This is a genomic window from Methylobacterium tarhaniae, assembly GCF_001043955.1.
GTDB classification, from domain to species: domain Bacteria; phylum Pseudomonadota; class Alphaproteobacteria; order Rhizobiales; family Beijerinckiaceae; genus Methylobacterium; species Methylobacterium tarhaniae.
Map to the genome: position 1 here is coordinate 1 of NZ_LABZ01000296.1, position 694 is coordinate 694.

A 694-nucleotide genomic window follows, 5' to 3' on the forward strand; every position below is an offset into this window, starting at 1 on the left:
ACATCACCACCGGCAAGGCGCGCGGCACGATCGAGGCGGCTCTCGCCGGAAAGGGCGCGAGCGTGCAGTGGATCGGCCCCTACGCGGCGGCTGCACCCGCCCTCGAAGCGATGAATGCCGGGGCGATCGACGTGACGGCCGGATCCTCGACCGCGTCGGTGACCGGGATGTCGGGGGGCGTGCCGCTGGTCATCTACGCCTATCAGCGCATCGCTGCCGGTGCGGAGGCGATCCTGGGGCGACAGGATTCGCCGATCCGGACGCTGGCCGACCTCGCGGGCAAGACCGTCGCGGTCAATCGCGGCGGCACGGGCGAGTACCTGCTGATGCGGGCGTTGTCCCACAACGGAATCGATCCGGCGACGGTCAAGCGGGCCTACCTCGCCCCCGCCGACAGCGGGGCGAGCTTCGCGCGAGGGCACGTCGATGCCTGGGCGACCTGGGACCCCTTCGTTACCCATCGCGCTCGCGACTTACGGCGCGCGCATCCTCACCGACGGCGCCGGGATCGGCTCGGAGAACGCCGTGACCCTGATGGCGAGCCGGGACTTCGTGGCCGGGCGGCGCGACCTGCTGCAGGTGCTGTTCGCGACGAACCTCGCCGACAATCGCTGGGCCCAGGCCCATCCCGCCGAGGCCGGCACGATCTGGGCGCAGGCCATGGGCCTGCCGGGGGCGCTCTCCGCCGCGATCG

Annotated in this window: 2 pseudogenes; both read left to right on the top strand. The window is 72.2% G+C overall.

What is annotated here, in order from left to right:
* Positions 1-110 precede the first annotated feature (110 nt).
* A pseudogene (locus VQ03_RS35365) lies at positions 111-395 on the top strand (ABC transporter substrate-binding protein); the annotation flags it as partial.
* A 31-nt stretch (positions 396-426) separates the two neighbouring features.
* A pseudogene (locus tag VQ03_RS34850) lies at positions 427-694 on the top strand (aliphatic sulfonate ABC transporter substrate-binding protein); the annotation flags it as partial.